Origin of the sequence: Streptomyces sp. SS7 (assembly GCF_037993025.1) — a bacterium.
Classification (GTDB): domain Bacteria; phylum Actinomycetota; class Actinomycetes; order Streptomycetales; family Streptomycetaceae; genus Streptomyces.
On sequence record NZ_CP141223.1, the window covers coordinates 5,101,535 to 5,128,095 of the forward strand.

Sequence of the window (26,561 nt, forward strand, 5' to 3'; positions counted from 1 at the left end):
CTGTCCGCAGATCTTCTGACGGAACCGCGGACGGATCTTGGCGCGCCGCTTCGGAGGTGTCGCCGGGGATGTCTGGGCGCGCCTCCTCGCGCGTCTCCCCGGACGGGGACTCGCGCGCATCCTCGGACGGGTCCTCGGACGTGTCCTCGCACGGCGACGCGGACCCGAAGGCGCCCTCCGCCTTCCCGGCGCCGCCCCCCGCTCCCTCCGCCGGGTCCTCCCCGCTGCTGCTCGGCCTCGGTCTCGCCACCGCCGCCCGCTGCGGTCCCGGACTGACCTCACCCGAGGGCGTCGAGGCGCAGACCTGTGTGCTGACCCAGGGCGACGACACCTGGGCGCGCACGTACTACCGCAACGCCACGGGACGCGCCCTGAACGCCGTCCTGAGCCTCATGGAGCCCGAGGGGCGCACGGTGCAGATGCGCTGCGCCGTGGCCGCCGAGGACGAGCCGGAGACCTGTGAGACGCCCCGTGAGCGGACGCGGGGGACCTTGGACGCGTACACCGCCGTCGCCGAGTTCTCGGCGTTCGCCCGGGAGGCGGGCGAGGGGCCGCTGCTGCTGCGTTCCGGCAGCAACTCCCCAGGGGCCGGAGGCAGTTGACGGGCAGGTCGGTCCGTCCGGGCCGATCGGACATGCAAAGACCCGGTTGCTGGCGACGGGGGATGCACCAGCAACCGGGCTATTGGAACGGTAACAAGAGATCGGCTCCAAGCAAATTCGATCTCTGGTTTTCATCGGGCTTTCGGACATGTGCTGATCGGCAATTTCTGGCGCCGACTCGCCTTGTGCGTACGGGAGTTGTGAGCGGAGTCACGCCTTCCGCCTCGTCCGGCCCGGCTGACCGTCGGGTCAGCCGGGGGCCCGGTCCGGCGGCCGTTCCTCAGCTCAGCGTCACCTGGCGGTTGGTGAGCCCGCCGCGCGCCCGGCGCTCCTCGGGCGTCAGCACCGCGTCCGAGGCCAGGGCCGCCGCGAGCCGCTCGGCGAACTCGGCGGCCGGCTTCTCGACGTCGTCCGCCGAGACCCCGCTCGGCAGGTCCCAGACCGGCACGGTCAGGCCGTGCGCCCGGAAGGAGCCCACCAGACGCGTCCCCTCACCGAGGCTGGAACGTCCGGCCGCGTGCAGTCGGGCGAGAGCGTCCAGGAGCCGCTCCTCCGGGTGCGGCATGACCCACCGCAGGTGGTTCTTGTCCGGGGTCTCGCACCAGTAGGCGGAGTCCACCCCGGTCAGCTTCACGGTCGGGATCGCCGCCGCGTTGGCCCGCTCCAGGGAGGCGGCGACGTCCGGGGAGGCGTTCTCCGGGTCCGGCACCCAGAACTCGAAACCGTCGTGCACAACTGGCTCGAACACGCCTTCGGCGTCCAGCAGATCCTGCATCCGGGGACCGTCCGCCGGGGCACGCCGGGCCTGCACCGGAGTACCCGGCTGTGCCTCCAGGGCCCGCTGCAGGGTGTCCGCCAGGTCGCGGCTGATGTCACCGGACGGCGTGTCGTTCTGCAGACCGAGCAGCACCGAGCCGTCGTCGCGGCGCAGCGCGGGCCAGGCCATCGGCAGGACCGTGGCGAGCGTGACGGAGGGGACGCCCTCGGGCAGTCCGTCCTTCAGCGTCAGCTCGACGGTGGCGGCCGGGACCAGCTCACGCAGGGCCACCCAGTCGCACTCGCCCGGCAGGCCCTCGAAGGGGCGCTGCACCAGCTCGGTCACGGCGTGCGCGGCGGCCCGGCCGTGGCAGGCCTTGTAACGGCGGCCGCTGCCGCAGGGGCAGGGCTCCCGGGCGCCGACGACCGGGATCTCCCCGTCCTTGAGCTGCGGCCGGCCGGCCTTCGTCTGGGGTCGCTTCTTGGCCACTGGGTGTCTCCCGGGTACGGCTCGTCTGGTACGGGCGGAGCCTAGCCGTTCGCACCCGAGACCACGGGTACCTGTGGACAACGCGGCGGTTGTGGACAACGGGTTGGTGCTTCAGGGGGTCGGTACTTGGTCGGCGGCGGCGGCCGGTGCCGGTCCCGGCCGCCGCCGACCGGGGTCAGTCCAGGTCGTCGAACGCGTCGGCGAAGTCCAGGCCCGGAATCGACGCCACCGAGGGCGCTGCGACCCGGGAGGCGAAGTCGTCACGGCGGCAGCCGGCATCGGGGTCGTAGGCGTCCGCATGGACGAGGACCCACACGGTGACCTCGCCGCGGGCGTCGTCCCGTACACCCCAGTCGTCGGACAGGGCCGTGATGATGTTCAGCCCCCGGCCGCCGTGCGCGGTGACGGAGGGGGTGGCCGGCGAGGGGCGGGTCGGGCCGCCGCCGTCGGTCACCTCGACCATCAGCCGGCCGCCGGTGTCGACCCGCCAGGCGGCACGGACATCGCCGTCCCCCGCCAGGGCGTCACCCAGGGGCCGGCCGTGTTTGCACGCATTGCTCAAAAGTTCGGAAAGGATCAGTACGGCATCATCGATGACCGCTTCCGACACCCCGCCGCTGCGCAACTGGTCGCGCATGCGGTGTCGCGCCTTCCCCACGCCCGCAGGGCCATGGGGTACGGCCATGCTCGACGACGTGGGCACCTCCTGTGCCACCACCAACGCCACCCCCGAGACCTCCTTCGCCCCACGCCACGGTGTGGATGCCCCATTGGCCTGTACCGGAAACCGGCCAATCCACGTCCTCAGACGCATCCGCAACGATCGAACACGGAGCGAATGCGCCGGAGCACTCCCCGTGAGCACTTGGCTGATTTTCGACGGAGTGGCCGATTTGGAGGATGAGGGAGGGTTGGCGTGGGGTCAAGGGGACGTGAGGTATCAGTGAGGTGTGAGTGCCTTGTGGGACGCGCGGCCCTCGGCCGGTGCGGGCGTTCAGCGGCCCAACCGGTCGAGCACCGCGCGCGGGCGGTTGGTGATGATCGCGTCGATGCCCAGCCCGACGCAGAGGTCCACGTCCTCCGGTTCGTTCACCGTCCAGACGTGCACCTGATGGCCGGCCTGCTTCAGGCGCTCGATGTACACCGGGTGGTTGCGCACGATCCGGATCGAGGGGCCCGCGATCCCCACTCCCGAGGGCAGCCGCCCGTCGCGCAGCCGGGGGGAGACGAACTGCGACAGATGGACGGTCGGCAGCAACGGCGCCGCGGCGCGCACGCGGTGCAGCGAACGCGCCGAGAAGCTCATGATGCGCACCGGCGACTCGGCCGCCGACTCCGGCGCGTCCAGGCCGAACCGCTTCAGCAGTATCAGCAGCCGCTCCTCGACCTGGCCCGCCCAGCGGGTCGGGTGTTTGGTCTCGATGGCCAGCTCGACCCGGCGGCCGGAGTCGGAGACCAGCTCCAGCAGCCGCTCCAGGGTCAGTACGGACGTCTCCTCTCGGTCCTCCGGCCGGACCTCCCAGTCCGGGTCCTCCACGCGCGCGTGCCAGGCCTCGCGCGCCTCCCGTGTCTTCCAGGAGCCGAAGTCCAGCGCCGCGAGATCGGCGAGTTCCAGCGCGGAGACGGCACCGCGGCCGTTGGACGTACGGTTGACGCGTCGGTCGTGCACACAGACGAGATGTCCGTCCGCGGTCAGCCGTACATCGCACTCGAGGGCGTCCGCACCGTCCTCGATCGCCTTCTTGTACGCGGCCAGGGTGTGCTCGGGGGCCTCCTCGGAGGCTCCGCGGTGGGCGACGACTTGAATGTGGTGCTGCCGTGCGTGGGTCACCGCGTCATGGTGCCACCGCGAGGATCTGAGAACAGTCTGAGATGTTTCGAAGATGCGCGCTTAGTGCACTAAAAGTCCCTTATAAAGATTGCCCGAAGACCCACAGCCAGCGCTTATGGTGCTCTGACGGCCCGTGGGAAAAGCTGAGCAGGACACAAGCGCACGCACAGCCACCCCGCGCCGGGTCGACGACAAGCGTGAACGGGCGAGACCTAGTGCGACCGACGACAACAGCCGTGGATCGAGGAGAAGAGCTGTGAGCACCGAGAACGAGGGCACGAACGAGGGCACCCCGGTCCCCCCGGCGCCGTCCGGACCCCCCGTGCCGGTGGAGTCCTCCTCGGCCGCCGCCCCCCAGGCGCCCGCGTCGGACGCCGGCGCCACCACGCCCCTCCCGCAGACCCCGCCGGCTCCCGTGGGTGACTGGCCGCCGCCGGCCGCCCCGCAGCCGGCACCGGCACCGGCACCGCCCGCGGCCGCGGGCAACTGGCCCCCGCCCGCCGCACCGGCCGCCCCGGCGCCCGCCGCCACGGACGGCTGGCAGAACCCGCCCGCCACCCCGCTCTACGCCGAGGCCGGCGTCGGCGCCGGCACGCACGCGTACGGCGACGCCACCGGGGCGGGGACCGGTGGCACGGGCGGAGGCGGCGGAGGCGACTCCCTCGCCTGGGGCGCCTCCTACCAGCAGCCCGCGCCGAAGCCGCGCAGCGGCCGGGGCGGACTCGTCGCCGCCGTGCTCGTCGCCGCTCTGGTCGCGGGCGGTCTCGGCGGCGGACTCGGCTACACCCTCGCCAAGAACGACGACAACACCGGTTCGACCACCGTCTCCGCCGCCACCAGCGGCGGCGACGTGAAGCGCGCGGCGGGTTCGGTCGCCGCGGTGGCCCAGTCGGCCCTGCCCTCCACGGTCACCATCGAGGCCGAGTCCAGCAACGGCGAGGGCGGCACCGGCACCGGGTTCGTCTTCGACACCCAGGGCCACATCGTCACCAACAACCACGTCGTCGCGGACGCCGTGGACGGCGGCAAGGTGACGGCCACCTTCCCCAACGGCAAGAAGTACGACGCCGAGGTCGTCGGCCACGCCCAGGGCTACGACGTCGCCGTCATCAAGCTGAAGAACGCCCCCTCGGACCTCAAGCCGCTCACCCTCGGCGACTCCGACAAGGTCGCGGTCGGCGACTCGACGATCGCCATCGGCGCCCCCTTCGGCCTCTCCAACACGGTGACCACGGGCATCATCAGCGCCAAGAACCGCCCCGTGGCCTCCTCCGACGGCAGCGGTAGCTCCTCGTCCTACATGAGCGCCCTGCAGACCGACGCGTCGATCAACCCGGGCAACTCCGGCGGCCCGCTCCTCGACGCCCAGGGCAACGTCATCGGCATCAACTCCGCGATCCAGTCCACCGGCAGCGGCGGCCTGGGCGGCACCTCCCAGTCCGGCTCGATCGGCCTCGGCTTCGCCATCCCGATCAACCAGGCCAAGTACGTCGCCCAGCAGCTGATCAAGACCGGTGAGCCGGTGTACGCGAAGATCGGCGCCTCCGTCTCCCTGGAGGACTCGGGCAACGGTGCGAAGATCACCGACCAGGGCTCGGGCGGCGCCTCCGCCGTGGAGTCGGGCGGCCCCGCCGCCAAGGCCGGCCTCAAGCCGGGTGACGTCATCATCAAGCTGGACGACACGGTGATCGACTCCGGCCCGACCCTCATCGGCGAGATCTGGACCCACCAGCCCGGCGACAAGGTCACGATCACCTACCAGCGCGACGGCAAGACCCACACCGTCGAACTCACCCTCGGCTCCCGCAAGGGCGACAACTGAGCCCACGCGCGCGTACCTCCCCGGCTCAGCACCGACTGACCCACACGCGCGCGTGTTCACCCGTTACCCTTGTCCCCGCGCCGCCGATCAAGGGCGACGCGGGGAGACGTGCCCGAGCGGCCTAAGGGAACGGTCTTGAAAACCGTCGTGGCAGCGATGTCACCGTGGGTTCAAATCCCACCGTCTCCGCACAGTGAGCAGTGAGAACGGCCCCCGACCTGGGTGTTTGGTCGGGGGCCGTTCTCATTCCCCTGTGCCCGAGACTGCCCGGCATTCCCCATGATTCCCCGCTCGATCGGGCACGCGTGGGGCACGGGATGGATGGCGGCCCCAAAGCTGCTCCTCTGCCGTATGCTGTTAGCGCGCTTACTTCACTGTGAACTGATCAAGCAATAAGCGTGCCTAGTCGCTCCGGTGCGAAGAGCCGTGCGGGCTCACCTGATGATCTCGGACGACAGGCCTCTCAAGAGAGGTCTCGTCGTGATGTCCGAAATCCCCTGGTATTGCATCTTCCTGCTGATCTTTGGCTCTATCGTTCTTCTGGGCCTGGTGGCGCTGCTGCGCTGTCGCCGTGAGGACATCGTCAAGGTCATCCGGGAACTGCGCCGTATCATCCGCAAGTGACCTACTGAGGTTGGCGGGGCAGCACGGCCCTGAAACTGCTCTGGGGAGAGCGTCATGCCGGGCTTGCCCCGTCCCCCAGCCCACCACTTGCCCCAGCTCCCATCCCGTTTGCCGTCGACCCACACACCGTGGAGCGGGCGTGGTTCCTGGCGTCCAGGTGGAGCGCGCCACTGTACGAACGACCTGGACGCCAGGGGCCACGTCTGCTCGGCTCTGCCTGGGTCGACGGCAAACGGGATGGGAGCTCCCACGCACACTTCCACGAACCCGCACTCGGGAACGGCGCCCCCTCCATCCCGGCGTCGGCCGATCCCCCGCCGGAGGCTTGTTCTGGCCTCATGCCCGTGTGCCTGCCTCTTGGGCGGGCGGGGGTCGTCGGCCGTGCCGAGCGGGGCGGAGACAGGAGCGCGGGCGCGGACGGCGGCCCGCGCCCGCCCGGAGGAGCGAAGCGACGACGGGTGCTTGATGAGGTAGGGAATCCTGTAACAGCTCAGCTGCTCAGGCGGTACTCCAGGACGTACGAACCGGCGTCCAAGAGCATCTGGTTGACCTCCACGGGGCGCTCGTCCTCGGTGAAGGCGGTGCGGCAGATCTCCAGGACCGGAGTGCCGGCCGCGAGGGCCAGGGCGGTCCGCTCCTCCTCGCTCGGCATCCGCGCCCGAAGTTCCTCGGAGAAGAGGACGGGTTCCGCGCCAAGCTCGGCCAGGCGGGCGTAGCTGCCTCCGGGGCCCGTGTTCGGCTGGGCGATCGCCGTGTCTCGGACCAGGTCCGCGGGGAGGTACGACGTCGCGATCTGGACCGGGCGGTCCTCGACCACGAACTTCCGGCTCCGCACGATGACGGCCGCTCCGGGCTCGAGGTTCAGCAGCCGCCCGATCTGGCGCGGGGCCTCGGCCTCGTAGACCTGGACGTCGGTGACCAGGGGACGTTGGGCGACATCGGCCGACCAGATGGACTGCCCTGCGTCTCGGCGCGTCTTGGAGAGACGGTCGTTCGCGACCCGGCGGATCGGCCTGAACTCCCGTACGTAGGTCCCGGATCCCGGCCGCGCGACCGCCAGGCCCTCGCTCACGAGGATCTTCAGTGCCTGGTTCGCGGTCATCTTGGCGACGCCGTACGTCTTCACCAACGAGGGTTCACCGGGCAACCGATCGCCCGGCTGTAGTTCACCGGACTCGATCCGCGCCCGGAGATCGTCGGCGATCTGCCGCGCAGTCTCGGGCATTGTCTCTCCCACTCCTCGATGCTCCCTAGGGTGGTCAGACTACCTTCCACCCCCTTCCGGGCGCACGAACGCGTACCCGATCGCTTCCCCAACCCACCCCCCTTTCGCAGGTCTCGTTGACATCCCTAGGGAGGTTTGGTTTCAATCTCCCTAGGGAGGTGCACACTCCCTGAAGAAGGGCGGCGCCCCTACCGCCAAGCAGATGCGCCGCCCCACCCCCTCTTCCAAGGGAGCCTCCATCATGCCTGTCTCGCTGATCCACCCCGGCCGACGGACCGGGGCCTCAGCACCGAGGATCGTCCGGCGTATGACCCGTAGCTGCGCGGTGTGCGGCAAGCCGCGCTGCCAGGACGCAAACGCCTGCCGTACGGCCTTCGGCACCACCGAGTGGCTGGAGTGCCCGGCCTGCGCGGGCAGCGGCTACGACACCACCGGATTCCAGCTGTACTGCCCCGACTGCGGCGGCGCGAAGGTCCTGGAGGTCGAGATCGTCGACGCTCCGGGGGTGGGTGAGTGACGGTGTTCCCCGTCGCCCCTGCGGCCGTGGCCGGTGCTGCGGCCACCATGGGCACCGACCCCGTGACCCTGGCCGATCTGCTGAGGGTCGCCTCGGCTCCCGGCTTCGAACGCTGGCGTGACCAGGTACGCCGTACGGGTGGCTGCTCGGATCCGATCCACCTCTCCGGTACGACGGTCACCCGTGACGCTCGGACCGGGGATGTCCTCTACTCGTACTCGACGACCGAGGAGCCGGGCGGACGTCTGCGGGTCGCCTGCGGCAACCGGCGGGCCTCTCGCTGCCCCTCCTGCGCCTGGACGTACGCGGGAGACGCGTACCACCTGATACGGGCCGGGCTCACCGGGGATCCGAGGATGGGTATCCCGGACGGCGTGCGCGTCCACCCCGGTGTGTTCGCCACGCTCACCGCGCCCTCCTTCGGGCCGGTCCACAACCGTCCCGAGCACGGCCGCTGTCGCTGCGGTGTCGCCCACTCCGAGGACGCCCCGGAACTCGGTACGGCGCTCGATCCGACGACGTACGACTACGCCGGGGCCGTCCTCTGGAACAACCACGCCGGGGACCTCTGGCGCCGGTTCACGATCTACCTCCGCCGGGAGATCGCCGCCCGCGCCGGGATCACCCAAGCCACGCTGCGGGAGGTCTGCCGGATCTCCTTCGGCAAGGTCGCCGAGTTCCAGAAGCGCGGGGCCATTCACTTCCATGCCATCGTGCGCCTGGACGGCCCGACCGGTCCCGGCGACACCCCGCCCGAGTGGGCCAGTACGGCGCTGCTCGGCGACGCCATCCGCGATGCAGCCGCCCGTGTCTCCGTCCCGGTCGCGCCTGCCGCTGACCTCCCGGCCCGCGTCCTGCGCTGGGGCGCCCAGGTCGACGTACGCGCCATCGGCACCGACGGCCAGGAGCTGACCGAGCAGGCCGTTGCCGCGTACGTCGCGAAGTACGCCACCAAGGCCGCCGAGTCCACCGGCACCGTGGACCGCCGCGTCGGGGAGCTCTCGGAACTCGACAAGCGGCCCGAGCTTCCCGACCACACCCGCCGCCTGATTCGAGCCTGTCATGCCCTTGACCGGCAGTACCCGGACCGCAAGCTCTGGGCCTGGGCTCACATGCTCGGCTTCCGCGGCCACTTCCTCACCAAGTCCCGCCGCTACTCCTCGACCTTCGCCGAACGTCGCCAGGTCCGCGCCGACTTCCGCGCTCGCCAGGAGCGTCGGGAACGGGGACTGCCCGAGGACTGCGCCGACAAGGAGGGCTCCACGCTCGTCGTCGCCCACTGGTCCTACGCCGGGCACGGCCACACCCCCGGCGAATCCTGGCTCGCTGCATCGATCGCAAAGGAGATCCGACTGAACCGAGAGACGGCCCGTGAGGCCCTGGCTGACATTTCTGATCTTGAGGCTGAGGGGGAGTGGTGAGTGTGGATCGACTGCTGAGCGTGCAAGAAGTCGCCGACCGGCTTGGCACCGGTGTGAGGTTCCCCCGTCGGCTTGTTGAAGAGCGTCGCATCACCTTCGTGAAGGTCGGCCGACACGTGCGGATCCCTGAATGGGCTCTGGAGGCGTACGTGGCCGAGAACACCGTGCAGCCGATCACCCTGCGGCCCAACGCGCTCAGGAGAGCCGCCTGATGGCTGGCAAGCGCAAGTCCCGCCGCGCCTTCGGCCGGATCCGCAAACTCCCCTCCGGCCGCTTCCAAGCTCGGTACCCGGGGCCCGATGGGGTCCTCCGCCCTGCGGATCGGACGTTCGCCACCTCGACGGACGCCGACCGCTGGCTCTCCCGGAAGCGCATCGAGATCGAGGAAGGGCACTGGCTGGACCCCGCCGAGGGGCAGACGACCGTACGCGACTGGGCGGCCCGGTGGCTCGCAGCCGTCTCCCCGCAGCTCAAGCACAAGACACAGGCGTCGTACCGGTCGCTGATCAACTCCCTGATCAACCCGGCCCTCGGGGACCGGGAGCTGTCCAGCCTCCGGCCGATCACGGTTGCCGAGTGGGTCGGCGGGATGAAGACCAAGGGGCTCAGCGCTTCCAGGATCCGGCAGGCGTACCGAGTCCTGTCCCAGGTCATGCGGGCCGCCGTCGACAACGACATGATCCCGCAGACCCCCTGCCGGGGCGTCAAGCTGCCTCGGATGCCGCAGACCGAGCCTCACATCCTGACCCCGCTCGAAGCCTCCCGGATGGTGCGGAGTGCGGCCAAGCCTCATGATCTGCTGATCGCTCTTCTCGCGTACGCGGGCCTGCGAGTCGGTGAGGCGTTCGCCCTCCGGCGTGCGGACATCGACGTCTCCGGCGGCTTCGTCCTGGTCGACGAGAACCTCGCCGAAGCCAACGGCACCTTGGTCTTCGATACCCCGAAGTCCCATCAGAAGCGGCTCCTTCGCGTCGGCCCGTCGCTGGCGAAGCAGCTCGGCCGGCACCTGGAGACTCTGCCCGGCGGGGATGACGCGCTCCTGTTCACCACCCCGGCTGGCAAGCCGCTGCGCTACAACCAGTGGCGCAAGGCCTACTTCGACCCCGCTGTCTCGGCGGCCGGGCTGACCGACGTGACCCCGCATGACCTCCGGGCCTCCCATGGAACTTGGGTCGCCGACCGGTACGGCGTGATGACCGCCGCCCATCGCCTCGGCCACTCGAACGCGAGCGTCACCACCCGGCACTACGCCCGGCCGGTCGCCGGTCGCGACGACCAGGTCGCCGAAGCCGCCGACTCCTGGCTGAGCGGGCACGACCCTGAGCCAGGGGCACGCAGAGGGCACGAGGAGGATGACGACGGGTCCGCCGGGGTGCTGGTACCCGTCTGACCTGCGGTGGAGCAACCCGTTCGGCGTAAGCCAAGAGGTCTTGAAAACCGTCGTGGCAGCGATGTCACCGTGGGTTCAAATCCCACCGTCTCCGCGCAGGTCATAGATGTTGCAGGTCAGAAGGGGTGTCACTCACTGAGGGGCACCCCTTCCGCATGGGCCCTGTGTCTCACTCCGATCCGGCTATGTCGCGTTGTGGATCACTGCGTGTGGACCAGGCGTGGACCACTGCCCGGCGGAAAGAGGGCCATATATCTGCTGGTCAGCGGCACTTTTGTGGTCCGGAGCGTGGACCGTGACCGACCGTGGCCGCCGGAGCGCCGGGGAGCATGGCAGTCCCTATGTGTAATCAATTGGTAACTTTAAGTAGCAAGGGGGGCTCGAACCTCAGTAAAGGGACGACATGAGCGACCAGGAAGTCATCTTCTACACCCGAACCAACTTCTCGGGCGACGCCCACCCCTACAGGGTCGGAGCCGACGAAAACCTGTACCCGGGCCAGCTCAACGACAGGTTCAAGTCCGTCAAGGTCGGCACGAAGGCCAAGATCCTGGCCTGGCAGCACGCCAACCAGACCGGCAAGTACCGAGAATGGGACCTCGACCAGGCGGACATCTCCGACATCGGCGGGCTGACCCGGTTCAAGGTCGTCGACAGCACCACTCTGCCCATCGCGGTCCGGCTCCAGGACCTCACCGGGGCACCAGGCGGGCGGTACAGCCTGAAGGTTGACTCCTACGACGTGGGGACCATCATCGTCCACTCCGGCGACCCCGAGTACGGCCTTGTTGGCGTCATGCCAGAGGACGGCCCGCCGGTCACCACCGCCATCTACGTCCGCAACGAGCAGAGCGGCGAATACGTCGCCACAGGCGCCATCCACTTCGTCTGGAACGCCGGCACCAAGTCGATCGACGTTGCCGACACCACGAACTTCCCCGAGAACATGGAGTACTCGCGGGACGGCCGCAACCGGTTCATTTTCGAGCTCAAGTCCGTCTAGCCGCCACCAGCACCAGGGCCGGAGATCTCGTGTTCCGGCCCATCGGAAGTGACGGCGAAAGAACGCGGTCCAGAAACACGAGGAGGCGCCATCCTCACCCACTGTGGCGTGAGGATGGCGCCTGCCGTGCGGACAACCGCGCCGCCTACTCCCCTTCGGCGGCTTCCAAGGCCCGCTCGATCTGTTCGTTCGAACGCTGCCGGCTACGGTGAATCGCCTTGGCGTAGAAGCGGAACAGGACCGCGATGCTGTGGCCTGCACGGCGTGCGACTTCGGCCGGGGAGACGCCGGACTCAAGCCAGAGAGAGACGCCCGCGTGGCGCAGGGAGTACGGCACGTCAGCCAGTGGTGAGGCAGCCTCGGACTCCGTCAGTACCGCGAGGCGGGCCGCCTTCCACACCTCCCCGTACTTCCCTGTCCAGTCCTTGTGTTCAGTCGCGCAGCTGCTGCTCAGTCCCACGGACGAGAGAGGGCCGCCCCGGTGTTCAATCGACCGGGGCGGCCCTCTGTGGGTGGGTCTCTTACTGATCATTTCAAAATGAGGTTCGGAGTCGGCGTAAGCAGATGATGCTGCAGGCGAGTTGGAGCAGGCCGAGGTGGAGGTCGGCTCGTATCTCGTAGCGGGTGCGCAGGCGTTTGAACTGGTGGAGCCAGGCGAAGATGCGCTCGACGACCCACCTGGTCCTGCCGAGGCCGGAGCCGTGGGCAGTGCCCCTGCGGGCGATCTTCGGCGTGATGCCGCGAGCGCGGACGAGGCGACGGTACTTGTCGTAGTCGTAGCCGCGGTCGGCGAACAGCCGCCGTGGTCGGTGGCGGGGTCGGCCCACCAGGCCGCGTATGCGCGGGATCGCGTCCAGCAGGGGCATGAGCTGGGTGACGTCGTGACGGTTTCCGCTGGTCAACGACACTGCGAGGAGTGTTCCGTGCCGGTCGGTGATCAGATGGTGTTTGCTGCCCTGCCGGCCGCGGTCGACCGGCGAAGGTCCGGTGTGAGCCCCCCTTTGAGAGCCCGGACGTGCGAGCCGTCAATCGCGGCGTCGTCCATGTCCAGCAGGCCTGTCGTGCGGAGTTCCGCGAGGAGCATCTCGTGCAGACGTGGCCAGACGCCGGCCTCGGTCCAGCCCCGCAGGCGGCGCCAGCACGTCACCCCACTGCAGCCGATCACTTCGGTCGGCACATCTGCCCAGGTCACACCCGTGCGCAGAACGTAGACGATCCCGCGCAGAGCCGCACGGTCATCCGCCGGCAGCCGCCCCGGATACCGCAGACGCCGCGGCGGGCGCGGAGGGAGCAGCGGTGCGACACGTTCCCACAGATCGTCAGGTACAAGATCAGCCGACACCCGCAGAACTCTGCCGCCCACCAGCCCGACTGCCGAGCCCCAGAGCCCACTCATTCTGAAATGATCAGTTAGTAGGTGCCTGTGTCAGAAGTCGGTGACGGGCAGCTCCGAGCGCGGCTCGGCTGTCGGCTGCCGCTGTTGCCGTGATCAGGCGCTGGGGTATTCGCCGCCCAGCAGATAGCGCACCGCCGTTTCCCCCATGTCGACGACGAACCGGTGGTCGTCGACTGGGACGGGCGTGGCGAACGCGGGGCCGTACGCGACCCGGATCATCGAAGCACCGAAGAGGGTGTCGAAGCAGGACCAGATGGCGCTCTCCGGGTCGTCGTGCGTGATCACGCCCGCCAGGCGGCGCAGGACCGTCGCGAACCTCTCGCCCAGCTCCCGGCTGTGACGGGAGCCGCGCCGCTGGACCTCCGGGTGCGCGGCTGAGGTGAGGACGATGGCCCGGAGGAACTCGGTGTGGCGGAGTGAGATGCCGATCATCTCTGCGACGGCCGAGCGCACGAGTGCATCCGGCTCCAGTCCGGCCCAGTGGTCTGCGTCGGTGAAGATCTCCTGCTCGGCGCGCAGGCGCGCGATGCCGTGCTCGTACACCGCCAGGAACAGGGCGTCCTTCGTGCTCGTACGGGCGTAGATGGCGGGAGGGGCGACTCCCGCGCGATGGCACACGGCCGCGATGGTGAACGCCTCGTAGCCGCCGTCCTCCAGGAGCGTCACCCCGGCGTCGAGGACTCGGTTCCAGGCTTCGCGGCTGCGGCGCTGTTTCGGCGGCCGGATCTCAAAGTCATCGGCGGCGACGTCTGCCACGACCCCATCCTTCCTGGTTGACGGCCTGAAGCCTTGACAAAAATGTAGCGCCCACTACCGTTCACCGCTAACAGTAGTGGACGCTACTGTTCTGCCTCGGAAGGTTGTCCTATGTCCTCCACACCAGCCCGTCCCGGACGGGTAGCCGTTCTCGGCGCCGGCCCCGCCGGCATGGCAGCCGCGCTCGGCATCGCACAGGCCGGCCACGATGTCGTCGTCTACGAGCGCTACCGGGAGGCCCGCCCGGCCGGCAACATCCTCAACCTCTGGCCCCCGCCATTGAAGGCGCTGCGCTCGCTGGGGGTGGACACCGACGATCTCGGCGCCCCCACCGACACCGAGTTCCGCAACCTCCGCGGCAAGGTCCGCGTGCACGTCAAGCTCGACGCGGAGGTAAAGCGGGCCTACGGCGGCGGCTTCATCGGCCTGCTGCGTCCGGAGCTGTACGAGCGGATGCTCGCCGCCATCCCCGAGGGCATGCTGCAGTTCGGCCAGCGCGTCGACCGCATCGAGCAGGACGACCGGGCGGTGACCTTGCACTTCGCCGACGGCAGCAGCGCCGAACATGACCTGCTCGTCGGTGCCGACGGCATCGACTCGCTGGTCCGCCGCACACTGTGGGGCGACGCTCCCAAGCGGGAACACCGGCTGCACGTCTTCGGCGGCTTCACACTGACCGACGTCCCCGGCACCCAGCAGAACATGTCGGTCCTCACCCACAGTGCGACGGTCCAGGGCAGTTGGACCTCGATCCGGCACAAGGGCCGCGACGGGCACCAGTGGTGGATGCTCGCCGCCACCGACCCCGACGCCCCCGCGCCGGCCGACCTCAGGGCCGCCGCCGCCGCGTTCGCCGCCGGATTCCCCGCCCCGTTGCCTGGGCTGATCGAGGCGACCGACCCGGCGAACGTGCAGCGCTGGGTGCTGCGCGACCGCCCGCGGCTGAAGCAGTGGAGCAAGGGGCGGGCCACCCTGGTCGGCGACGCCGCCCATCCGACTTCGCCGTACGCCGCCTATGGCGCCGGCATGTCGATCGAGGACGGCTACTTCCTCGGCAGGGCACTGCGCGGCGTCGACCTCACCGACCTGACCGCCGTCAGCGCCGCACTGCAGGCGTACGAGGGCCCGCGCAAGCCGCACACCGCCCGGCAGGTCCAGCAGGCCTGGATGCTCGGCAAGGTCTTCCACCACACCCCGGCCCTGCTACGGCCACTTCGCGATCTCGTGTTCGACCACACCCCCTTCCTGCAGATGGTCGCCGGCGACACCAACCCGAAGGAGATCAACAAGCAGCTGGCCCTGATCGAGGACTGACCGAGCATTGGGGCCGGTGATTTGGGCGGTGGGTAGATCACGAAACCGCACTGGAGTATCAGGTGGCGGGTGGGTGGAGCGGGATGACGTTGTCGGGAGCCGTGACAGGAATCGTTGACGCGCTCTCCTCTTCAATCGGCGAGAACAGCGCTGGCAAGGGTGAGGTTGGTTACCAGTTGGCGGAGTTCTTCGATCTCGGCCTTCTGGTTCGCGATGGTCCTTTTGAGTTTGGTGACGGTGTCTCTGAGTCGCTTCTCCGTTTCTGGAATCTGCCTGGTCTCCTTGCGGACGCGTTCCTCGAACTCGCGCTTCAGATCGACGTGTCTCTTGTAGAGAGCCATGCGGTGGACGCCAGCTTCGGCGGCCAGGGCGGCCGCGGTATCCCCGCCGCGTCGTGGTGAGCGCGCGCGGTGGTGGAGTCGATGCTGACCAAAGACAGATCCACCTCACCCCGCTTCGCGGCCTCCGCGATCAGGCCCTCCAGCAGAGCCTCGAAGGCACCGGCGCCACACCACTGCCGGAAGCGGTTGTGGACGGTCGGCCAGGCGCCGAACTCCTGCGGCATCTCCCGCCACTGTCCGCCGGTCTTGAACCGCCAGATCACACCCTCGAACTGCTGCCGCAGCCGCTCGGGGTAGGGGCCGTACTCGCCGATCGGGAGGTACGGCTCGATGAACTCCCATTCTTTGTCCGTCAGTTGCACTCGCGTCATGCAAGAAGGTTTACCGGTCCAGATCCTGCCACGAAGGCGAATCCCGCAGACTGATCACGACTCGATACGCGCCCTAGTACTGGCCAGTACCAAGGGCCATGCCGATCACCAAGCCGCACGAACCCGTTTAAAGCCTGCTGCAGCTTTGCAGCGGTTAGAGCAAGCGCTGCTCTCAGCCCCCCGGATCCCAGCAGCTGGCCTTTGTGTGCACGGTTGCCTTCCAGAAAGTCGCCCAGTGTTCCGGGCGCTCTCCGCAGACCGGGGCCATATGGACCCCGAGCACGCCGCACGCGTGCTCGTGCTGCTGCACGACGGCGCGTTCCAGGCAGCGGAACTCGGCGCCCCGACGGTCGTCCGCCAAGCACTGCGTCGGGCCGTCGACGAGGTGTTCCCCGCCCCAGCGGGCCGGTTCGAGCCGACGGGTCAGCTCTCCGGGTCGTACATGATCTCGCGGACCTCCTGCGCGCACCGGCACGCCCCGGCGAGCTTCGCGGCCCATCTCAGCGCGTCCTCGCGCGTCGGGACCTCGATGATCGAGAAGCCGCCGACGACCGCCTTCGTCTCGGGGGAGGGGCCGTCCGTGACCGTGCCGTCGGTGGCCACGATGCTCGCCCGCTGACGTGCCACTCCCGCTCCGAAGATCCAGACCCCCGCGTCCTTGGCCTCCCACACCACCCGGCGGGAGGCCTCGTCGAGCGCCGGCAGGTCCGCCGCGGGGAAGTCCATCGCACCGTCGTCGAACGAGATCAGGTACCGCGCCATTGTGCTCGCCTCCTTGTCCGGCGACCCCTGGCCGCCGCGTCGCTGCTACGGGGGCGGACGGATTCCGCCTCAGCTTCTCATCGGTCGTTCCGCCCCGTTCCGCAAGCGCCCGCGCCTCGTCACACCCGTCCCCACCCGGTGACAACTGTGTCTTGACTGTGTGACGCAAGGGCTTACCGGTCTCCCGCTCTGACCAGGGACGTTGTTAGCGTCCCGGCTCGGGGTGCGGCCGAGTGGGCCGCCCGTGCACAGGGGGGACGTCCCAGATGAAGGTCAACCGGCTCAGACCCGTCGTCGGCGCGCTCGTGGCCGCCGCCACGCTGACCGCCGTACTCACCGGCTGTGAGAAGGGCGGCTCCGCCGCGGGGGAGACCGCCGCGAGCGCCGGTGCGGCGAAGAGCGCCGCCACCACGGCCGGTACCGCAGCCGGGTCCACCGCCGAGCCCGCCGGATCGGTCGACACGGGGTCGCCCACCGGGACGGCCGCCGCCTCCAAGGCCAAGCCCTCCTCCGCCACCACGACCGCCCCCGCGGCGCCCGCCGCGTCCGCCGCCTGCGCCGACGCGCCCCCCACCCCCGACGACTACGACCCCGACGAGTTCGCCCTGTTCCGGATCGAGGAACTCCCCGCCGACACCGGCAAGGTGAACCTGGTCATCCAGCACGGCGCCTGGGGATGCCCGGACGAGGACACCGACGGCGCCCCGTTCATCGTCTCCGGTGAGGACAGCCGCTGGGCCCTCGACCAGGCCGCCTACGTCACCGCCGTCACGCCGATCACCGACAGCACCGAGAACCAGCGCATCGGTGTGCAGGAGCTGATCGACTGGGTCGACGCGCATCCGGACTCCGGTCTGGTGTTCCGGTACGAGACCGGCGACGACGGTGCCATCCACCGGCTGGAGCAGGTCTTCACGCCGTAGGCAGAAGGCAGAAGGCAGAAGGCAGAAGGCAGAAGGCCGTAGGTCGCGTAGTACGTCGTGGCGTGCGGCCTGTCGCAGTTCACGCCGGGGGGTGGGACATCCGCGCCGCCGAGGCGACCGTGGAGCGGGCCTCGCGTTCGGTCAGCCCCGTGCGGACCGCGGCCGCGACCAGCAGGTCGGCGAGCGCCTCGCCGATGCCGTTCTCGTAGGCCCGGCAGGCCGCCCAGAACAGCCGCGTGTTGCGCTGGCCCTCGTGCGCGGCCAGGACGAACCGCACCAGCCCGCGGCCGTGCGCGCCGTCCGCCTCGGCCCCGGCCCGGGCCGCCCCCCGCCCCCGTCGCACCCCCGGCACCAGCAGCCGCAGCAGCGCCCGTGGGCAGGGTGCCGGGAAGAGGTGGCCCGTGCCCCGGGCCGTGCCGTAGACCCCGTGTGCCGTGCGCGAGCCGGGGCCGACCAGGTATCCCCCGGCGCCCCGGATGTCGATGCCGGGGGCCAGCCGGCCGGCCGAGTTGGGGATCACGACGTCCGGCGGGCCGGTGAGCCAGAGGTGCCGGCCGCCCGACGGGGTGACGACCACGACCGTCGGCGGGATGGTGAACAGATGGCGCAGGCCCAGCTCGCGCAGGGCGCCCGGGGCGTCCGTACCGCACTTGGTGTCGAGGTCCACGCCGATCAGATGGTGCGGGGGCAGTCCGCACGCGATGCCGTAACCGGTGGCCCAGGGTGCGGCGGCGAACAGCGCGCGGACGCGGACCGGGTCGCTCGAGGCGTCGTACACCCCGTGGCCGAAGCGTCCGCAGGTGCCGTGGCACGGAGGGTCCTCGGGGCGGTGGGGCGAGCGCAGGGCCGGGAGTTTGGTCCGGGACAGAGGAAGGACGGCCAGGCCGCGCTCGGCGGCCGACAGGGCGTGGGCGAGGGCCAGGGTGGCGGCCTGCCGGTCGGTGAGGGCCATACACTCAGTGTCGTACTGGTGTTCGAGAAAAGGAAGAGCGGGAGGGCTGCGACGCGCCGTGCGGCGGCCTCGGCGGCACCCGGAAGCGGACATCCGGCGGAACGCTTCACCTCTTGTGGGGCCCGCGTGACAGGTGTCCGGCTTGCCGGGGGTTGTGGCGGCCGGGGGAAGAAAGGTGTGGACAGGGGTTTATCGACTTGTCATCACGCTTGCGTGCGAATCAGGTCTTCCGGGGTGGTTCGGCGGTGATCGGGTGGGCAACTCTGGTCTCGCGACGTCGTCACCGCACCGGGCCGGTCGGCCAACCGACCTGGTGGAGCCGCAGTTCAGGGCTTCGTACCGCATAGACCGATGGTTCTGGAGGACCAACATGGCAAGCATCCGTACCGCCCGCGTCATCGCCGCCGTCTCCGCCTTTCCGCTGGCCGCCGCGCTCTTCACCGGCGTCGCGGTGGCGGACAACGGCGGTTTCGCGGACGACGGATCGAACGCCGGTGTCGCGAGCATCGTGGGCAGCGGAGTCGGACGCGACAACAACGGCAACGCCTCGACCACCCAGCAGAACGCCGTCGGTTCGGGCGCCGCGAACCAGAGCAACACCGGGCAGGTCAACGGGGCCGCCCACACGGCCCTCAATCAGGGCAACGGCAACACCGCGGTCTCCTTCGCCCCGCTCTTCCGGTGAACCGGTGAGCGGGTGAGCGGGTGAGCCGGCGGGGGTCGGGGACGCCGGACCCGGTTCCCGCCGGAGCGTGCTCCGTGGGGGTGTGACAGCGACTGCGCGGCGGTGCTCCGGCACCGTCGCGCAGTCGCTTTGCCGCCCCCTCCCCGCCTGCCGGACTTGCTCGCGCGCGCCCCGCGACCTTGACACCTCCCCCTATCTGACGGACAGTCAGAAACCGCAACCCGCCCGAGCGGTGACTTCCCGGAGGGAGCGGCGACCGTGGACGACGACGGGCTGATCGCACGTCTGAAGGCCTACGAGGGCCGGCCCGCCGCCGTCGCCGGCAGTGGCCGTGACCCCGTCAACGCGCCCATGATCCGCCACTGGTGCGAGGCCATGGGCGACGGGAACCCGGCGTACAGCGGTCCCGACGCGATCGCCCCGCCCACCATGCTCCAGGCCTGGATCATGGGCGGCCTCGGCGGTCACGGGGGCCGCGCCCCGGCCTACGAGGAGCTGCTCGCCGTACTCGACGAGGCGGGCTGCACGGCGGTCGTGGCCACCGACTGCGAGCAGGAGTACCTCCGCCCGCTGCGCCCCGGTGACGAGGTCGCCTTCGACACGGTGATCGAGTCGGTGTCGGAGCGGAAGACCACCAAGCTGGGCACCGGCCACTTCGTCACGACCCGGACGGACGTCAGGGTCGGTCCCGACCTCGTCGGCACCCACCGCTTCCGCATCCTCAAGTACGCCCCGGCCCGCCGGGGAACGGCTCCGCCCGAGCGCCGGCCGCGGCCCGTCGTGAACCGCGACAACGCCGGCTTCTGGGAGGGCGTGCGCGAGCACCGCCTCCTCCTCCAGCGCTGCGCCGGCTGCGCGGCCCGGCGCTTCCCCTGGCTGCCCGGCTGCCCGAGCTGCGGCTGCCCGGAGTGGGACACGGTGGAGGCGTCCGGCGCCGGGACCGTGTTCTCGTACGTCGTCCTGCACCACCCGCCGTTCCCGGCCTTCGAGCCGCCGTACGCGGTCGTCCTGGTCGAACTCGCCGAGGGGGTGCGGATCGTGAGCGGCGTGGTCGGGACGCCGTACGACAAGGTGCGGATCGGGATGCCGGTACGGCTGGAGTTCCGCCGCTACGACGAGGAGCTGACGCTGCCCGTGTTCCGGGAGGTGACGGTGTGAACGCCGGTGACGCGCTGCCCCCGCTGGAGATCGGGATCACCCGCACCCTGATCGTCGCCGGGGCCCTCGCCTCGCGCGACTACCAGGACGTGCACCACGACCCCGAGGCGGCCCGCGCGAAGGGCTCCCCGGACATCTTCATGAACATCCTCACCACCAACGGCCTGGTCGGCCGCTACGTCACCGACACCTTCGGGCCGCGGACACGGATCCAGAAGGTCGCGATCCGGCTCGGGGCGCCCAACCACCCCGGCGACACGATGGTGCTGCGCGGCACGGTCGAGGAGGTCCGCGCGGACGACACCGTCGTGGTCCGGATCACCGGCGACAACGGCGTCGGCCGGCATGTCACCGGCACGGTGACCTGCGCGGTGCCGGGCGCGGCGCGTGCGGGGCACGGCATCGGCAGTGTGACGGTCACCCTCCGGGAGGACGACCCGCGATGAGCGTACGCGCGCGTGACGGACTGGGCGGCCGGGCCGCCGTCGTCGGCATCGGGGCCACCGAGTTCTCCAAGGACTCGGGGCGCAGCGAACTGCGGCTGGCGGCGGAGGCGGTGCGGGCGGCGCTCGACGACGCGGGGCTGACGGCGGCCGACGTGGACGGCCTGGTGACGTTCACGATGGACACCAGCCCGGAGATCACGGTGGCGCAGGCCTGCGGAATGGGCGAGCTGTCGTTCTTCTCCCGGGTGCACTACGGCGGCGGGGCGGCCTGTGCCACCGTGCAGCAGGCGGCGCTCGCGATCGCGGCGGGCGTGGCCGAGGTGGTGGTCTGCTACCGGGCCTTCAACGAGCGCTCGGGCCGCCGCTTCGGCTCCGGCGTACGGCATCGGGAGCCCACCGCGGAGGGGGTGGCGCTGGGCTGGGTGATGCCGTTCGGGCTGCTCACCCCGGCCTCCTGGGTGGCGATGGCGGCCCAGCGCTATCTGCACACCCACGGGCTGACCGCGGAGGAGGCCTTCGGGCCGGTCGCCGTCACGGCCCGCCGGCACGCGGCGGTGAATCCGGCGGCGTACTTCCACGGCCGCCCGATCACCCTGGCCGACCACGCCTCCTCGCGCTGGATCGCGGAGCCGCTCCGGCTTCTGGACTGCTGCCAGGAGACCGACGGCGGCCAGGCGCTCGTCGTCACCTCGGTGGAGCGGGCCCGCGATCTGCCGCGGCGGCCCGCCGTGATCGCGGCCGCCGCGCAGGGCGCCGGGCGGGCCCAGGAGCAGATGACCAGCTTCTACCGCGACGACCTGACCGGCCTGCCGGAGATGGCCGTGGTGGCCCGTCAGCTCTGGCGCACCTCGGGGCTCGCGCCCGCCGACGTCGACGTGGCCGTCGTCTACGACCACTTCACCCCGTTCGTGCTGATGCAGCTGGAGGAGTTCGGCTTCTGCGCGCCGGGCGAGGCGGCCGCCTTCGTCGCGGAGGACCGCCTGCCGCTCAACACCCACGGGGGCCAGCTCGGGGAGGCGTACCTCCACGGTATGAACGGGGTGGCGGAAGCGGTACGGCAGCTGCGGGGCACCGCCGTCAACCAGGTGCCGGGCGCGGCCCGGGCCCTCGTGACGGCCGGGACGGGAGTGCCCACGTCCGGCCTGGTCCTGACGGCCGACGGCTGATCCCCGGGCGGGTACGTCTCAGGGGCGCCCCGTAGTACTCGGCGCGGTCCGCTCCACCCACAGGAGGTGGAGCCGGCGCCACCCCTACAACCTGAGGGGGACCCGTCTTCGGCACCTGCGGGCGATCCGGACTACACGGTCTCACTCCTAGCGTGGAGCCATGACCACACCCGTCTGCACCAGCGCCTCCCACGGCCAGAGGCGGCCGTCCCCGTACCCGTCCTTCGCGTCGTACGTCCGCGCCCGCCAGCCGGTGCTGCTGCGCACCGCCCGGTCGCTCACCGCCAACCCGAGCGACGCGGAGGACCTGCTCCAGACCGCGCTCGCCAAGACGTACGTCGCGTGGGAGCGGATCGAGGACCACCGGGCGGTCGACGGTTACGTCCGCCGCGCGCTGCTGAACACCCGCACCTCGCAGTGGCGCAAGCGCAAGGTCGACGAGTACGTCTGCGACGAACTGCCCGAGCCGGAACCGACGGGCGGCGAGGGGGACCAGGCCGAGCGGCAGGCGCTGCACGACGCGATGTGGCGGGCGATCATGAAGCTGCCGGACCGGCAGCGCGCGATGGTCGTGCTCAGGTACTACGAGGATCTCAGTGAGGTCCAGACGGCCGAGGTCCTCGGGGTCTCGGTGGGCACCGTGAAGTCGGCGGTGTCCCGGGCCCTCGGCAAGCTCCGCGAGGACCCTGAGCTGGTGCTTGTCCGGTAGCGAGCCGACGTGGTGGTTTTACCGGGGCTTTAAGTGAGGTGATCGATCATCGTTACCTAGTGACATACCGCGTGGTATGTGCGCAGAATCAGCGCAACCGTTACCACCGCGTAGGCAATGTCGCCGCCCTGGGAGGACGCCGTGCTGAGCACCATGCAGGACGTACCGCTGTTGATCTCGAGGATCCTGACCCACGGGGCGACGATCCACGGGTCATCACGGGTGATCACCTGGACGGGCGAGGGCGCCCCGCAGCGCCGCACGTTCGCCGAGATCGGCGCCCGCTCCGCCCAGCTGGCCCACGCCCTGCGCGAGGACCTCGGCGTCGAGGGCGACGAGCGGGTCGCGACCCTCATGTGGAACAACGGCGAGCACGTCGAGGCGTACTTCGCGATCCCCTCCATGGGCGCGGTCCTGCACACCCTCAACCTGCGGCTCCCGGCCGAGCAGCTCGTCTGGATCGTCAACCACGCGGCCGACAGGGTCGTCATCGCCAACGGCTCGCTCCTCCCCCTGCTGGCCCCGCTGCTCCCGCACCTGCCGACGGTCGAGCACGTGGTCGTCTCCGGCCCCGGCGACCGCTCCCTCCTGGCGGGCGCCCACGCCCAGGTCCACGAGTACGAGGACCTCATCGCCGGAAAGCCCACCGCGTACGACTGGCCCGAGCTGGACGAGCGCACGGCCGCCTCCATGTGCTACACCTCCGGCACCACCGGCGACCCCAAGGGCGTGGTCTACAGCCACCGTTCGATCTACCTGCACTCCATGCAGGTCAACATGGCCGAGTCGATGGGCCTGACCGACGAGGACACCTCGCTCGTCGTGGTCCCGCAGTTCCACGTCAACGCCTGGGGCCTGCCGCACGCCACCTTCATGACCGGCGTCAACATGCTGATGCCGGACCGCTTCCTCCAGCCCGGCCCGCTCGCCGAGATGATCGAGAGCGAGAAGCCGACCCACGCCGCCGCCGTCCCCACCATCTGGCAGGGACTGCTGGCCGAGCTGACCGTCAAGCCGCGGGACGTCACCTCCCTCATCCAGGTCACCATCGGCGGCTCGGCCTGTCCGCCCGCCCTGATGGCGGCCTTCGACGACCTCGGTATGCGGGTCTGTCACGCCTGGGGCATGACGGAGACCTCCCCGCTGGGCACCATCGCCCGCCCGCCGGCCCATGCCGTCGGCCTGCCCGAGGAGTTCGCCTACCGCCTCACCCAGGGCCGCTTCCCGGCCGGTGTCGAGGCCCGCCTCAGCGGTCCCGGCGGCGAGCGCCTCCCCTGGGACGGCGAGTCGGCCGGCGAGCTGGAGGTGCGCGGCCCCTGGATCGCGGGCGCCTACTACAACGGCCCCGGTGGCGAGCCCCTGCGCCCCGCCGACAAGTTCAGCGAGGACGGCTGGCTGAAGACGGGTGACGTCGGCACCATCAGCCCCGACGGCTTCCTCACCCTCACCGACCGCGCCAAGGACGTCATCAAGTCCGGCGGCGAGTGGATCTCCTCGGTGGAGCTGGAGAACGCCCTGATGGCCCACCCGGCCGTCGCCGAGGCGGCCGTCGTCGCGGTCCCCGACGACCGCTGGGGGGAGCGCCCGCTGGCCACGGTCGTCCTCAAGGAGGGCGCCGACGCCGACTTCGAGACCCTGCGCACCTTCCTCGCCGAGGAGGGGAAGATCGCCAAGTGGCAGCTCCCGGAGCGCTGGACGATCATCGAGGCGGTCCCGAAGACGAGCGTGGGCAAGTTCGACAAGAAGGTGCTGCGCCAGCGGTACGCCGAGGGCACGCTGGACGTCACGCAGCTCTGAGCGCGGTGGGGGCACGGCCGTACGACAGGGGTCTTCCCCGGTGTACGGCCGTCAGCGCGCCCCTCAGAAGTCGCCGAGGCCGGCCAGGCGGTCGCGCAGCCGGTCCGCGGCGGCTCGGGACCGGCGCTCCAGGTCCGCCAGGGAGACCGCGTACCGCTCGCCCCAGCGCAGATACGCCTCGACCAGCTTCTGGCGCTCTCCCGTGACGAGTCGCTCGGTGCGGGTGCGCAGATCCGCGCCGAGCTCGTCCCCCACGTACTCGGGAGCCTCGCCCGGGCGGGGCGGCGGATGGTACGTGTGCGGCACGCCGTCGCGGGGGACCGTACGCCAGCGGCGCACCACGCCCTGGAAACCGAACGCGCCGAGGGCCCTGAAGTCGTCTTCGTGGTCCGCCCACCACGAGGCCAGGACACCCAGCAGCTGCTGGTCGTCCAGGATCCCCAGGGGACGCAGCCGTCGGCAGAAGGACTCCTCCAGGCGGGCCCGTTCCCCGGCGAGAGGGACGCCTCCCCGGTCGGCCAGGTACCGGAGGAACGAGTGTTGTTCCCCCCACCAGTGACGGACCGCGCCGAGGAAGTCGTGCTCCTTGTCCGCCGCCAGCTCGGGGATGAGGTTCGCGGCCTTCTCGTACCCCTCGGGGGGAAACTCCCAGTAGCCCGGGCGGAGGGGGCGGAAGAGCTCGTCCGGAAGGAAGCCGAAGGCACGGAAGCGGTCGGCCATCAGGTCGACCTCCCGCCAGGGGACACCTCCCGTGAGCGCGGCTCCGATGTCCAGCAACGGCTCCGGCGGCGGGTCGCTGTCCACGTATCTGCGGATGTTCAGGTTGTAGTCGTGCTCCCTGATCTCCGACACGGGGACGACACGCGAGAAGCCGGGTGTGTCCCGCCAGGAGAGATAGGCGTCCGCGATCTTCGCGACATGCTGGGCGTCCAGTCGGTTCTGCGACCGCCCGACGGTCACCTCGCGCTCCGCGTTGACGAACAGCACCCGGCCCCGTCTCTCCGCCGGCCGGTGTCCGGTCCCCCGCAGGACCAGGATGCAGGCGGGGATACCGGTGTTGTAGAAGACGTTCGCCCCGATGCCGATCACGGCTTCGAGACGGTCGTCCTCGATCATCCCCCGCCGGATCTCGCCCTCGGAGCCACCGCGGAACAGCACACCGTGCGGCGTCACCACGGCGCCGAGCCCCCCGGGCCGCAGCACGGCGAGGACGTGCTGCACGTACATGAGGTCGGCCTTCTTGCCGCCCTCCGGGGTCCAGCCGTACCGCATGCGCTCCGGGTGGCGCACCTCGTCGCGGACGTAGTTCATGGAGAACGGCGGCGCGGTGAGCGCGCGGTCGAACCGCATGACCTCGGGGCCGGCCGTCAGCGGATCGGTGAGCGCGTCGCTGTGGGAGACGACCGCGTCGGTGAGGCCGTGCAGCAGGAGGTTCAGCCGGCCCGTGAGCCACGCCGAGGCGTTCTTCTCCTGGCCGAACAGGGACAGGTTCGTCGTGCTGCGGCTGCCGCTGCGCTCGGCGACGTGGTGCGCCGCGCTCAGCAGCATTCCGCCCGAGCCCGCGTGGGGGTCGGCGACCGAGTGCCCCTCTTCGGGGCGGACGAGTTCGGCCATCAGCTGGCACACGGCCCGCGGCGTGAAGAACTCGGACGGCCCTCGCGCGCCCGATGCGGAGGCGGTGTGGGTCAGGAACCGGTCGAAGGCCCGGCCCACCTCGTCACCGAACTCGAGATCGTCGTCGCTCAGGGACAACCGGTCGATCTGGTCCAGCAGCCGTGTGACGACTCGTTCGTTCGACGGCCTGGCGAAGTCGACCGTACGGAAGAGATCGGCGAGGAGCGTGTGATTGCTGTCCTCGAGCGCGAAGAGCGCCCTGTTGACCGCGTCCCCGGGACGCACACCACCGCGGTGGAACACGTGCGGCCAGCGGGCGTCCCACGGGACGACCAGCAGGCCCGGCTGGTCCGAGACCCGCTTGAGCAGCAGGAGCGGTCCGATGAACTGGACGAGTTCCGAGCCGCTGACCTCGTCGCGCAAAAGGTCAGCGGTCCGCTTGAGGAACGCGTCCAGCTGGTCGACGGTGAGGGGCTTCGCGAGCATCGCG

General features: G+C 70.4%; 26 protein-coding genes, 1 tRNA gene and 2 pseudogenes. 17 read left to right on the forward strand and 12 right to left on the reverse strand.

Features of this window, described 5'->3' with window-relative positions; genetic code table 11:
- The first annotated feature begins 68 nt into the window (after positions 1–68).
- Positions 69–602: a hypothetical protein gene (locus U5640_RS23535; protein WP_340377744.1), complete on the forward strand. Its 534-nt coding sequence runs from the start codon at positions 69–71 to the stop codon at positions 600–602.
- A gap of 280 nt (positions 603–882) precedes the next feature.
- Here the strand turns inward: U5640_RS23535 and U5640_RS23540 are convergent, their stop codons facing one another.
- The 3 genes from U5640_RS23540 to U5640_RS23550 form a co-directional block, all read right to left on the reverse strand.
- Entirely contained in the window at positions 883–1,848 is a 966-nt protein-coding gene (locus tag U5640_RS23540) for a DUF5926 family protein (protein ID WP_340377745.1), read from the reverse strand.
- A gap of 175 nt (positions 1,849–2,023) precedes the next feature.
- A complete protein-coding gene (locus U5640_RS23545; RefSeq protein WP_340385272.1) occupies positions 2,024–2,662 on the reverse strand; it encodes an ATP-binding protein in 639 nt (212 codons plus the stop codon).
- 180 nt (positions 2,663–2,842) lie between these two features.
- Positions 2,843–3,679 (reverse strand): glycerophosphodiester phosphodiesterase, encoded by an 837-nt coding sequence (locus U5640_RS23550; RefSeq protein ID WP_340377746.1) that lies wholly within the window; start codon positions 3,677–3,679, stop codon positions 2,843–2,845.
- 256 nt (positions 3,680–3,935) lie between these two features.
- Between U5640_RS23550 and U5640_RS23555 the strand changes: the two genes are divergently transcribed.
- From U5640_RS23555 to U5640_RS23565, 3 genes are all read left to right on the forward strand, one after another.
- Positions 3,936–5,501 carry a trypsin-like peptidase domain-containing protein gene (locus tag U5640_RS23555; RefSeq protein WP_340377747.1) on the forward strand — a complete coding sequence of 522 codons (1,566 nt, stop codon included), beginning with the start codon at positions 3,936–3,938 and terminating at the stop codon, positions 5,499–5,501.
- Between the two features lie 102 nt (positions 5,502–5,603).
- Positions 5,604–5,690, forward strand: a tRNA-Ser gene (locus tag U5640_RS23560).
- 252 nt (positions 5,691–5,942) lie between these two features.
- Positions 5,943–6,125, forward strand: coding sequence for a hypothetical protein (locus tag U5640_RS23565; protein WP_340377748.1), 183 nt, complete (start codon positions 5,943–5,945; stop codon positions 6,123–6,125).
- A 490-nt stretch (positions 6,126–6,615) separates the two neighbouring features.
- Here U5640_RS23565 and U5640_RS23570 read toward each other — a convergent pair whose 3' ends face one another.
- A complete protein-coding gene (locus U5640_RS23570) occupies positions 6,616–7,350 on the reverse strand; it encodes a GntR family transcriptional regulator (protein WP_340377749.1) in 735 nt (244 codons plus the stop codon).
- Positions 7,351–7,657: 307 nt separating this feature from the next.
- Between U5640_RS23570 and U5640_RS23575 the strand changes: the two genes are divergently transcribed.
- The 5 genes from U5640_RS23575 to U5640_RS23595 all read left to right on the forward strand — a co-directional run bounded on the left by U5640_RS23575 (position 7,658) and on the right by U5640_RS23595 (position 11,681).
- Complete coding sequence (locus U5640_RS23575; RefSeq protein ID WP_340377750.1) at positions 7,658–7,867, forward strand: hypothetical protein; 210 nt, start codon at positions 7,658–7,660, stop codon at positions 7,865–7,867.
- A 47-nt stretch (positions 7,868–7,914) separates the two neighbouring features.
- A complete protein-coding gene (gene repSA, locus U5640_RS23580; protein WP_340385274.1) occupies positions 7,915–9,288 on the forward strand; it encodes a replication initiator protein RepSA in 1,374 nt (457 codons plus the stop codon).
- On the forward strand, positions 9,282–9,500 hold the full coding sequence (locus U5640_RS23585) for an excisionase family DNA-binding protein (RefSeq protein ID WP_062644697.1): 219 nt from the start codon (positions 9,282–9,284) through the stop codon (positions 9,498–9,500). Before repSA ends, U5640_RS23585 begins: the two co-directional genes overlap by 7 nt.
- On the forward strand, positions 9,500–10,678 hold the full coding sequence (locus U5640_RS23590) for a site-specific integrase (RefSeq protein WP_340377751.1): 1,179 nt from the start codon (positions 9,500–9,502) through the stop codon (positions 10,676–10,678). The genes U5640_RS23585 and U5640_RS23590 overlap by 1 nt, the downstream gene beginning before the upstream one ends.
- Positions 10,679–11,081: 403 nt before the next feature.
- Positions 11,082–11,681: a beta/gamma crystallin domain-containing protein gene (locus tag U5640_RS23595; protein ID WP_340377752.1), complete on the forward strand. Its 600-nt coding sequence runs from the start codon at positions 11,082–11,084 to the stop codon at positions 11,679–11,681.
- Between the two features lie 145 nt (positions 11,682–11,826).
- On the opposite strand, the gene U5640_RS23600 is transcribed toward U5640_RS23595, so the two are convergent.
- The 3 genes from U5640_RS23600 to U5640_RS23610 all read right to left on the reverse strand — a co-directional run bounded on the left by U5640_RS23600 (position 11,827) and on the right by U5640_RS23610 (position 13,833).
- Positions 11,827–12,141, reverse strand: a complete 315-nt coding sequence (locus U5640_RS23600; RefSeq protein WP_340377753.1) for a hypothetical protein — start codon at positions 12,139–12,141, stop codon at positions 11,827–11,829.
- A gap of 73 nt (positions 12,142–12,214) precedes the next feature.
- Positions 12,215–13,023 (reverse strand): IS5 family transposase gene (locus U5640_RS23605; RefSeq protein WP_340385277.1). Its coding sequence is split into 2 segments (ribosomal slippage): positions 12,215–12,684 and positions 12,684–13,023, totalling 810 coding nucleotides; the frame shifts between segments, so codons are not numbered across the junction.
- 147 nt (positions 13,024–13,170) lie between these two features.
- Positions 13,171–13,833: a TetR/AcrR family transcriptional regulator gene (locus tag U5640_RS23610; RefSeq protein WP_340377754.1), complete on the reverse strand. Its 663-nt coding sequence runs from the start codon at positions 13,831–13,833 to the stop codon at positions 13,171–13,173.
- A gap of 111 nt (positions 13,834–13,944) precedes the next feature.
- Here U5640_RS23610 and U5640_RS23615 point away from each other — a divergent pair, with 111 nt between their 5' ends.
- Positions 13,945–15,147, forward strand: coding sequence for an NAD(P)/FAD-dependent oxidoreductase (locus U5640_RS23615; protein WP_340377755.1), 1,203 nt, complete (start codon positions 13,945–13,947; stop codon positions 15,145–15,147).
- A gap of 58 nt (positions 15,148–15,205) precedes the next feature.
- Here the strand turns inward: U5640_RS23615 and U5640_RS23620 are convergent.
- From U5640_RS23620 to U5640_RS23630, 3 genes and pseudogenes are all read right to left on the reverse strand, one after another.
- Positions 15,206–15,518, reverse strand: a pseudogene (locus U5640_RS23620) (hypothetical protein); the annotation flags it as partial.
- Positions 15,519–15,526: 8 nt separating this feature from the next.
- A pseudogene (locus tag U5640_RS23625) lies at positions 15,527–15,859 on the reverse strand (transposase); the annotation flags it as partial.
- Between the two features lie 423 nt (positions 15,860–16,282).
- Positions 16,283–16,621, reverse strand: a complete 339-nt coding sequence (locus tag U5640_RS23630) for a YciI family protein (RefSeq protein ID WP_340377756.1) — start codon at positions 16,619–16,621, stop codon at positions 16,283–16,285.
- A 266-nt stretch (positions 16,622–16,887) separates the two neighbouring features.
- Between U5640_RS23630 and U5640_RS23635 the strand changes: the two genes are divergently transcribed.
- Positions 16,888–17,544: a hypothetical protein gene (locus U5640_RS23635; RefSeq protein WP_340377757.1), complete on the forward strand. Its 657-nt coding sequence runs from the start codon at positions 16,888–16,890 to the stop codon at positions 17,542–17,544.
- A 79-nt stretch (positions 17,545–17,623) separates the two neighbouring features.
- On the opposite strand, the gene U5640_RS23640 is transcribed toward U5640_RS23635, so the two are convergent.
- A complete protein-coding gene (locus U5640_RS23640) occupies positions 17,624–18,496 on the reverse strand; it encodes a bifunctional DNA primase/polymerase (protein WP_340377758.1) in 873 nt (290 codons plus the stop codon).
- Between the two features lie 370 nt (positions 18,497–18,866).
- Between U5640_RS23640 and U5640_RS23645 the strand changes: the two genes are divergently transcribed.
- The 6 genes from U5640_RS23645 (at position 18,867) to U5640_RS23670 (ending at position 24,457) form a co-directional block, all read left to right on the forward strand.
- The gene (locus U5640_RS23645; RefSeq protein WP_340377759.1) at positions 18,867–19,181 is read left to right on the forward strand and encodes a hypothetical protein; all 315 of its coding nucleotides are present in this window, start codon (positions 18,867–18,869) and stop codon (positions 19,179–19,181) included.
- Between the two features lie 258 nt (positions 19,182–19,439).
- Positions 19,440–20,339 carry a bifunctional MaoC family dehydratase N-terminal/OB-fold nucleic acid binding domain-containing protein gene (locus tag U5640_RS23650; RefSeq protein WP_340377760.1) on the forward strand — a complete coding sequence of 300 codons (900 nt, stop codon included), beginning with the start codon at positions 19,440–19,442 and terminating at the stop codon, positions 20,337–20,339.
- Positions 20,336–20,785 carry a MaoC family dehydratase gene (locus U5640_RS23655; protein ID WP_340377761.1) on the forward strand — a complete coding sequence of 150 codons (450 nt, stop codon included), beginning with the start codon at positions 20,336–20,338 and terminating at the stop codon, positions 20,783–20,785. The genes U5640_RS23650 and U5640_RS23655 overlap by 4 nt, the downstream gene beginning before the upstream one ends.
- A complete protein-coding gene (locus U5640_RS23660; protein ID WP_340377762.1) occupies positions 20,782–21,951 on the forward strand; it encodes a lipid-transfer protein in 1,170 nt (389 codons plus the stop codon). Before U5640_RS23655 ends, U5640_RS23660 begins: the two co-directional genes overlap by 4 nt.
- A gap of 160 nt (positions 21,952–22,111) precedes the next feature.
- Positions 22,112–22,660, forward strand: coding sequence for a SigE family RNA polymerase sigma factor (locus tag U5640_RS23665; RefSeq protein WP_340377763.1), 549 nt, complete (start codon positions 22,112–22,114; stop codon positions 22,658–22,660).
- Between the two features lie 117 nt (positions 22,661–22,777).
- Positions 22,778–24,457, forward strand: a complete 1,680-nt coding sequence (locus tag U5640_RS23670) for a long-chain fatty acid--CoA ligase (RefSeq protein WP_340377764.1) — start codon at positions 22,778–22,780, stop codon at positions 24,455–24,457.
- Positions 24,458–24,520: 63 nt separating this feature from the next.
- Here U5640_RS23670 and U5640_RS23675 read toward each other — a convergent pair whose 3' ends face one another.
- On the reverse strand, positions 24,521–26,557 hold the full coding sequence (locus U5640_RS23675; RefSeq protein WP_340385279.1) for an N-6 DNA methylase: 2,037 nt from the start codon (positions 26,555–26,557) through the stop codon (positions 24,521–24,523).
- Positions 26,558–26,561: the final 4 nt, after the last annotated feature.